7 protein-coding genes are annotated in these 7,315 nt (G+C 69.9%); 2 read left to right on the forward strand and 5 right to left on the reverse strand.

The genetic code is table 11. The features are described 5' to 3' along the window. Positions 1-11 precede the first annotated feature (11 nt). Positions 12-620, forward strand: a complete 609-nt coding sequence (locus ACEXOR_RS08815; protein WP_374849196.1) for a TetR/AcrR family transcriptional regulator — start codon at positions 12-14, stop codon at positions 618-620. A gap of 3 nt (positions 621-623) precedes the next feature. Here ACEXOR_RS08815 and ACEXOR_RS08820 read toward each other — a convergent pair whose 3' ends face one another. The 5 genes from ACEXOR_RS08820 to ACEXOR_RS08840 form a co-directional block, all read right to left on the reverse strand. After that, positions 624-2,204, reverse strand: coding sequence for an alpha-amylase family glycosyl hydrolase (locus ACEXOR_RS08820; protein ID WP_374849197.1), 1,581 nt, complete (start codon positions 2,202-2,204; stop codon positions 624-626). Next, positions 2,201-3,091: a carbohydrate ABC transporter permease gene (locus ACEXOR_RS08825; protein ID WP_374849198.1), complete on the reverse strand. Its 891-nt coding sequence runs from the start codon at positions 3,089-3,091 to the stop codon at positions 2,201-2,203. Before ACEXOR_RS08825 ends, ACEXOR_RS08820 begins: the two co-directional genes overlap by 4 nt. Beyond that, positions 3,088-4,119 (reverse strand): carbohydrate ABC transporter permease, encoded by a 1,032-nt coding sequence (locus ACEXOR_RS08830; protein ID WP_374849199.1) that lies wholly within the window; start codon positions 4,117-4,119, stop codon positions 3,088-3,090. Before ACEXOR_RS08830 ends, ACEXOR_RS08825 begins: the two co-directional genes overlap by 4 nt. Next, positions 4,119-5,438 carry an ABC transporter substrate-binding protein gene (locus ACEXOR_RS08835; RefSeq protein WP_374849200.1) on the reverse strand — a complete coding sequence of 440 codons (1,320 nt, stop codon included), beginning with the start codon at positions 5,436-5,438 and terminating at the stop codon, positions 4,119-4,121. The genes ACEXOR_RS08830 and ACEXOR_RS08835 overlap by 1 nt, the downstream gene beginning before the upstream one ends. Before the next feature lie 82 nt (positions 5,439-5,520). After that, complete coding sequence (locus ACEXOR_RS08840; RefSeq protein ID WP_374849201.1) at positions 5,521-6,516, reverse strand: LacI family DNA-binding transcriptional regulator; 996 nt, start codon at positions 6,514-6,516, stop codon at positions 5,521-5,523. Between the two features lie 146 nt (positions 6,517-6,662). Between ACEXOR_RS08840 and ACEXOR_RS08845 the strand changes: the two genes are divergently transcribed. Continuing rightward, entirely contained in the window at positions 6,663-7,187 is a 525-nt protein-coding gene (locus ACEXOR_RS08845; protein ID WP_374849202.1) for a gluconokinase, read from the forward strand. The last annotated feature ends 128 nt before the right edge of the window (positions 7,188-7,315 follow it).

Genomic DNA, 7,315 nt, shown 5'->3' on the forward strand with positions numbered 1-7,315 from the left:
ACAGTCCGGGCATGGATCCGATCGGGGGGCCGCCCGGGCCGCTGAACCCCACCGTCGGTCTGCGCCCGCCCGAGCGATCGGATGCCGCGCGAAACCGCGAACTGCTGCTCGAGACGGCCCGGCGGCTGGTCGACCAGGGCGGCGGCGAGTGCCTCACGATGGACAGACTGGCCGCGGAGTCCGGGGTCGGCAAGGGCACCATCTTCCGTCGTTTCGGGTCGCGCGCCGGACTCTTCCAGGCGCTGCTGGACGACTCGGAGCGGGAGTTCCAGGCAGGCTTCCTGAGCGGGCCCCCGCCGCTGGGCCCAGGAGCTCCGCCCGTCGAACGGCTGGTGGCATTCGGTCGCGCGCAGCTCGCCACGGCGGCGCGGCAGGTGCCGCTCCTGCGGGCTGCCGAACGCCCGGCCGACGAACGCTACGCCGTGCCGGCCCGCCGTCTCGCCGAGGTGCACATCGGCACGCTGCTGCGGCAGGCCGGCGTCGACGGCGACATCCCGGTGCTCTCGTTCAACCTGATGGCGATGCTCGACGCCATCGTCTGGCTGCCCGACGCCGACCTCGAGCGCATGCTCCCGCGCCTCACCGAGGGCTGGGAAGACCTGGTGCGGCGCCTCACCTGATCCTCAGGCGGGCAGGAGCCAGGCCGCAGCATCCGCCGGCAGGAGACCGTCGACGAGCGGCGCCGAGGCGAACAGCAGCTCCCCCGCCGGAAGCCGCACGGCGGCCTCTCCCATCGCGACGGCCACCACCGCACCGCCCGATCGGCGGCAGAGCAGCAGTCCGTCGGCGTCGAGGCTCCACGAGGCGGCCTCGGCCGCGCCGAACACCCCCGAGGCCAGCAGCTCGGCCCGCCGCGTCGACGCCGCACGGAACAGCGCGAGCGTCGACGTCGCATCCGTCTGCTGCCGCTCCACCGCGAAGTCGCCCCAGCCTGCGGGCACCGGCAACCAGGGCGCCACGCCCGAGCCCGAGGGCGAGAAGCCGTGGGCACCGGATGGCGACACCGTCCACGGCAGCGGGATGCGTGCGCCGTCGCGACTCACGCCCCCCTGCTGCCACATCGGGTCGGCACGCTCGGCGATCGGCACGTCGACCTCGGGCAGCCCCAGCTCCTGGCCCTGGTACACATAGGCGGCGCCGGGCAGCCCGAGCAGTGCCACGAGGGCGGCTCTCGCGCGGGCCGGCCCGCGTTCGCCCCCGCCGAAGCGGGTCGCGGTGCGCACCAGGTCGTGGTTCTCCAGCGCCCAGCTGGGCTCGCCGCCGACCGCGCGCCTGGCCTCGTCGAGCCGCGTTCCCGCATCCACCCAGTCGGCACCGTTCCAGCCGAGCCGGGCGAAGGCGAACGCGAACGTCTGGTGCAGCTCGTCGGGCCGCGTGTAGCGCGCCGATCGTTCGGGCTCGAGGTTCACCTCGCCCACCAGCAGTCGCGCCGGCGTGTAGCCGTCGGCGAGACTCCGCCAGCGGCGGTAGATCCCGTGCACCGGCTCCTGATCCATGGCGAGCGGGTTCGACCGCAGCCCGTCGATCACGGTGGGCACCGTCGGCGAGTCGGGCAGGCCCTCGGCCTTGAACAGGCCGTGCGCCACGTCGATGCGGATGCCGTCGACGCCCCGGTCGAACCAGAACCGCAGCACGCCGTCGAAGTACTCCGCCACCTCCGGGTTGTCCCAGTTCCAGTCCGGCTGGGCCGACGAGAAGAGGTGCAGGTACCACTCGGTGTCGGTCTCCGACGACGGATGAGCCCGGTGCCAGGCGGGCCCGCCGAACACGCTCACCCAGTTGTTGGGCGCCTCGTCGCCGGTCGGCCCGCCGCCGGCGCGGAAGTGGAAGAGCGAACGCTCCGCCGAGCCGGGGGCGGCGGCGAGAGCATCCTGAAACAGCGGATGCTCGACAGAGGTGTGGTTCGGAACGATGTCCACGAGCACCCGCAGCCCGTTCGCGTGTGCGGCCTCGAGCAGCTCGTCGAGGTCGTCGAGGGTGCCGAAGAGCGGATCGACGTCGCAGTAGTCGCTGATGTCGTAGCCCTGGTCGACCTGCGGCGAGCGCTGGAACGGGGTGAGCCAGAGACCCTGCACCCCGAGCGAGGCGAGGTAGGGCATCCGTTCGATGATGCCGCGCAGGTCGCCCACCCCGTCGCCGTCGGAGTCGCCGAACGAGCGCGGGTAGACCTCGTAGATCAGCGCCGTCTGCCACCAGTGCGTCACTTGGTGGCGCCCGCGGTGAGGCCGTCGACGATGCGGCGCTGGAAGAGCAGCACCACGATCATCAGCGGGATCGTCACGACGACGCCCGCGGCCATCTGGGCACCGAACGGCGCCTGGAAGTCGCTCGCCCCGGTGAACTTCGAGATCGCCACGGTGGCGGTCTGGATGGCGGGGTCGTTGGCCATGGAGAGGGCGATGATGAACTCGTTCCAGCTGTGGATGAACGTGAGGATGGCGGTCGTGAACACGCCGGGTGCGGCGAGCGGCAGCAAGATCTTGGTGAAGGCCTGCCACTTGGTGCAGCCGTCGATCATCGCCGCCTGCTCGAGGTCGTGCGGCAGCTGCTTCATGAAGGTGGTGAGGTTCCAGACCGCCAGCGGGATCGCGAACGACAGGCTCGGCACGATCATGGCCTGGTACGTGTTGATCCACCCGATGTCGGTGAACAGGCGCAGCAGCGGCACCACCACGGCGATGCCCGGGAACATCGAGGTGGCGATGATCACGGCGAGGATGGCCGACTTGAACCGGAACTTCAGCCGCGCGATGGCGTAGGCGGCGAAGATGCCCATCGCCAGCGCCAGGATCGTGGTGGTGCCCGCGACGATCAGGCTGTTCAGCAGCGACCGCCCGAAGTCGTTCGACGAGTCGAACACCTGCAGGTAGCTCTCGATCGACCAGGTGGTGGGCAGCAGCGACGTCTCGAAGATGTCGTTCGTGCGGCGCAGGCTCGACACGATCATCCAGTAGAACGGCGCGAGGCAGTACACGGCCACGATGGCGATGCCCACCCAGCGGGTGATCGCCGAGCCGAGGCCCTTCGTGCGACGGCGCTTCGGCGACGAGAATCGGCCGGCGATGAGGTCGCGTTCGGAGACGGCGGTCATCGTGCCACGTCCTTTCTGATGCGGGATGCCCGGGCGGCGAGCTTCGTGGCCTTCTTGGCGGCGTTCTCGTCGCTGTCGCCCACCACGTCGGCCCCGAGCACGCGGATGAACACGTACGCGATGAGCCCCACGTAGATCAGCAGGATGATGGCGAACGCCGAGGCGGTGCCGTACTGCAACTGGTTCGATTCATCCCAGGCGAGGATCGACAGGGTCTCGACCGAGCTCTTGCGCGGCCCGATCATCACGAACGGCAGGTCGAACATGCGCAGCGCATCCAGCAGGCGGAAGAGCACCGCGACCAGCAGGGCCGGGCGCACGAGCGGCAGGGTGATCTGCCAGAACTGCTTCCAGGCACCGGCGCCGTCGAGCTTGGAGGCCTCGTAGACCTCTTCGGGAATGAGCTGCATGCCCGCGAGCACGAGCAGGCCGATGAACGGGGCCGTCTTCCAGACCTCGGCGATGATCACGGCCACCTGCGAGGCGAAGCCCTCGGCCGTCCAGAGGATCTGCTGGTTCAGCAGGTCGTTCGCGATGCCGTTGGACTGGAAGATCCAGCGCCACAGAAGGCCCGACACGGCCGTGGGGATGGCCCACGGAATCAGGATGGCGGCACGCAGGAAGGCCCGCCCCTTGAACGCGCGGTTCATCGCGACGGCGAAGGCCACACCGATGATCGTCTCGAGCCCGACCGAGACGAACGTGAAGAAGGTGGTGTTCCACAGGGCGTTGAAGAAGCGCCCGGCGTCGCCGCCGGTGAAGATGTCGATGTAGTTGCCGAGGCCGACGAAGTTCTCGCCCTCGACCACGAAGCCGCTCGCATCCAGGCCCGACTGAGCCGCGAACAGCGACTGGTAGAGCGCCGAGATGAGCGGATACGCGATCACCAGCGCCAGCACGATGAAGGTCGGCGACAGCAGCAGCGTCGCCATTCCGCCTTCGCGCGGCGCGCGTTCCGCGCCGGCCCGGCGGCCGGGCCCCGGAGGCTGCTGGGCAGCTCCCGGGGCCCTGCTGAGGGTGGAGGTCATCAGCCGTTGGTGATCTCGGTGAGTGTGTCCTGAAGACCCGACAGTGCGGCCTCGGGCTCGGTGTCACCGGTGAGCGCCGAGTAGATCGCATCCTGGATCGCGGCCGTCGTGGCGCCGTACTGCACCACGGTGGGGCGCGGCGCGGCGTTCTCGAGCGAGGTCAGCAGGGTGGGCAGGTACGGGTAGTTCGCGGTGACGGCCGGGTCTTCGAAGAACTCGGCGTACACCGGGGCACGCGAGCTCAGCGCGAGACGCTTCTCCTCCTGCTCCTGGCTGGTGAAGAAGGTGATGAAGTCGAGCGCGGTGGCCTTGTTCTCGGCGAACGAGGAGATGGCGATGTTGCGGCCACCGAGGGTCGAGACGCCCGGTCCGTCTTCGCCGGGGATGGCGCTCACACCGAAGTTGCCGGCCACGGGGCTGGAGCCGTCGGTCGCCGACAGCGACTTGTAGATGTAGGGCCAGTTGCGCAGGAACACGAGCTTGCCCTCCTGGAAGGCCTGACGACCCTGCTCCTCCTGGTAGGTGATCGCGTCTTTGGGGATCATGCCGCTGTCGAACCCGTCGACCAGGAACTGCAGCGCGGTCGCGGCCTCAGGGGTGTCGACCGTGGGCGTGCCGTCGTCGTCGAACAGCGACCCTCCGGCCGAGGCCACGGCCTCGCTGAAGTTCACCGTGAGGCCCTCGTTCTTGTCGAACTGGCCGGCGTAGCACGACATGCCCGCGGCTTCGGGCAGCGCCATCACGGCGTCGCACACCGTCTGCAGCTCGTCCCACGTCTGCGGGGCCTCGGTGACGCCCGCGGCCCTCAGCAGGTCGGTGCGCGAGTAGAGCAGCGCTCCGTCGGTGTAGTACGGCGCCGAGTACAGGGTGTCGCGGTAGCTCGCGGCCTCGACGGTGGCGGGGATCATGTCGTCCAGCGGGAGGGCGTCTTCGGGCAGCGGGGTGATCCAGCGGTTCGCGGCGAACTCGCTCGTCCACACCACGTCGAGGTTCAGCACCGAGTAGCTCGCGCCCTCGACCTGGGCGTTCTGCACCATCTGCTGGCGCTGCTGGTCGGCGTCCAGCGGCAGCTCGACCCACTCCACCTGCTCGTCGGGGTGGGCGGCGTTCCACTCGTCGATGGAACCCTGTGCGGCACCCGAGGCGTCGGGGCTCGACACGTACTGAATGGGACCGCGGCCCTCGAGGGCGGCCTCGGCGGCCGGGCTGCTCGAGCTGCCGGAGCCGCCCGAGCCCGAACAGGCCGAGAGGCCGATCGCGGCGGTGGCGGCGAGGGCGAGGCCGACGATGACTCGTCGATCACGGCGTCGTTGCATCATGATTGCTCCTTGTGATGGGGGTGGTGCAGGGGGGTGATGAGGGTGTTCGGGCGTTGGCGTGGAGTCTCCGCGCCCGCCCGCGTCAGGGCGATCCCGTTGCCGTGTCGAGACGGGGCATGGTAGAGCCGCGCTCGATCAGGCGATGGGGCAGGATGCGCGGGCCGGTGTCGCCCATGGCGAGCAGCTTCTCGACCGCCAGTTCGCCCATCCGCTCGAGCGGCTGCGCCACGGTGCTGAGCGCCGGATGCACGTGCTGCGAGGTTCGCGTGTTGTCGAAGCCGAGCACCGAGATCTCCTCGGGCACCCGCCGGCCCATGCGCTGCAGTTCGTTCACCGTGGCCGCGCCCATCTCGTCGCTCAGCGCGAACACCGCGGTGAGCTCCGGATCGCGCACGAGCAGTCGGTTGAGAGCCGGCGGGGCCGAGTCGTAGAGCGAGTTCCCGTGCTCGACCAGGGGCGCGAGGCCGGCCTCGGCCATGGCGCGGTGATAGCCGCGCACCCGCACGGTGGTCACGAGCACGGAGGCCGGATCGCCGGCGAGCAGGGCGATCCGCCGGTGACCGGCGGCGATGAGGTACCGGGTGCCGTCGTAGGCGGCGGCCTCGTCGTCGATGGCGAGACTCGAGAAGCGGTGTCCGTCGCGGATGGCGACCGACATCAACGGAACGGTCGACCCGAGCACGCGCCGCATCTCGGGCGTGACCGCGGCCGAGATGAGGATGACGCCGGCGGCGCGGTAGGTGCGGAGCGTTCGCAGGTAGTCGGCCGCGAACGTCGACCCGGGGCCGGTGCGGCCGAGGATGACGGAGTGACCGCGGAGCCGGGCCGCCGCTTCGACGCCGGCCATGATCTGGGAGGCGAGCGCATCCGACACCACCGGTGCGAGCACTCCGATCACCGCGGTCTGCTTGGTCTTGAGGCTGCGCGCCAGGGTGTCGGGCTCGTAGTGCAGCTGCTCGATGGCCTCTTCGACGCGGCGCTGGGTGACGGGCGAGTAGCCGACGAGACCGTTCACCACACGGGAGACGGTGGCGGGCGAGACTCCGGCGAGGCGGGCCACATCGCGGATGGTCGGCATGGTCCCTCCCTTGGGATGTGACGTCGGGTGGCGTCGCGCAATCGGTTTCGTCGGCGGTGTGGGTCGACTGTAGGCACCCTGTTTCGAGCTACGCAAACGTTTACTAAACAGGTCGCGAGCTCCCCGACCCGTGGTGGACTGGGGGGATGCGCAGTCGAGTGGTGTTCATCACCGGGGTCTCCGGGTCGGGCAAGTCGACGGTGGGCATTCAGTTCGCCGAACGGCTGGGCTGGGCCTTCGTCGACGCCGACGACCTGCATCCCGAGGCCAATGTCGCGAAGATGGCGGCGGGCATCCCGCTCACCGACGACGACCGCTGGCCGTGGCTGCGGACCGTCGGCGCCGCCGCGGCAGGCCGGGTGAGAGAGGCGGATGCTGCAGGCTCGACGGCCGGGGTCGTGGTGGCGTGCTCGGCGCTGCGGCGGGTCTACCGCGACCTTCTGCGCGAGGCCGACCCGGGAGCGCTGTTCGTGCAGCTCGTCGGATCGGCGGAGCTGATCGCCGCGCGCCTCACCACCCGGGAAGACCACTTCATGCCGCCCGCGCTGCTCGGATCGCAGCTGGCCACCCTCGAACCGCTCGGCGACGACGAGGCCGGGGCGGCGATCACGGTGGCGGCCCAGCCGGGCACGGTGGTCGACGACATCGTCGCGACGCTCGGGCTCCGCTAGCTGTACTGCCCAGGGACGTTGGTTGATGTGTGATGTCTTGAAGTGACGAAGACCTCCGGTGGAGGGTTGGAGCTGTCTAGGTTCCATCACCACTGCCGGAGGTCTTCGTGTCTCACCGTAATGCTGCT

The organism is Herbiconiux liangxiaofengii, assembly GCF_041927335.1.
Classification (GTDB): domain Bacteria; phylum Actinomycetota; class Actinomycetes; order Actinomycetales; family Microbacteriaceae; genus Herbiconiux; species Herbiconiux liangxiaofengii.

Excerpts from the sequence above, each read along its gene's own strand:
- ACEXOR_RS08815 (WP_374849196.1), top strand. The coding sequence starts at position 12 with ATGGATCCGATCGGGGGGCCGCCCGGGCCGCTGAACCCCACCGTCGGT.
- ACEXOR_RS08825 (WP_374849198.1), bottom strand. The coding sequence starts at position 3,091 with ATGACCGCCGTCTCCGAACGCGACCTCATCGCCGGCCGATTCTCGTCG.
- ACEXOR_RS08830 (WP_374849199.1), bottom strand. The coding sequence starts at position 4,119 with ATGACCTCCACCCTCAGCAGGGCCCCGGGAGCTGCCCAGCAGCCTCCG.
- ACEXOR_RS08835 (WP_374849200.1), bottom strand. The coding sequence starts at position 5,438 with ATGATGCAACGACGCCGTGATCGACGAGTCATCGTCGGCCTCGCCCTC.
- ACEXOR_RS08840 (WP_374849201.1), bottom strand. The coding sequence starts at position 6,516 with ATGCCGACCATCCGCGATGTGGCCCGCCTCGCCGGAGTCTCGCCCGCC.
- ACEXOR_RS08845 (WP_374849202.1), top strand. The coding sequence starts at position 6,663 with ATGCGCAGTCGAGTGGTGTTCATCACCGGGGTCTCCGGGTCGGGCAAG.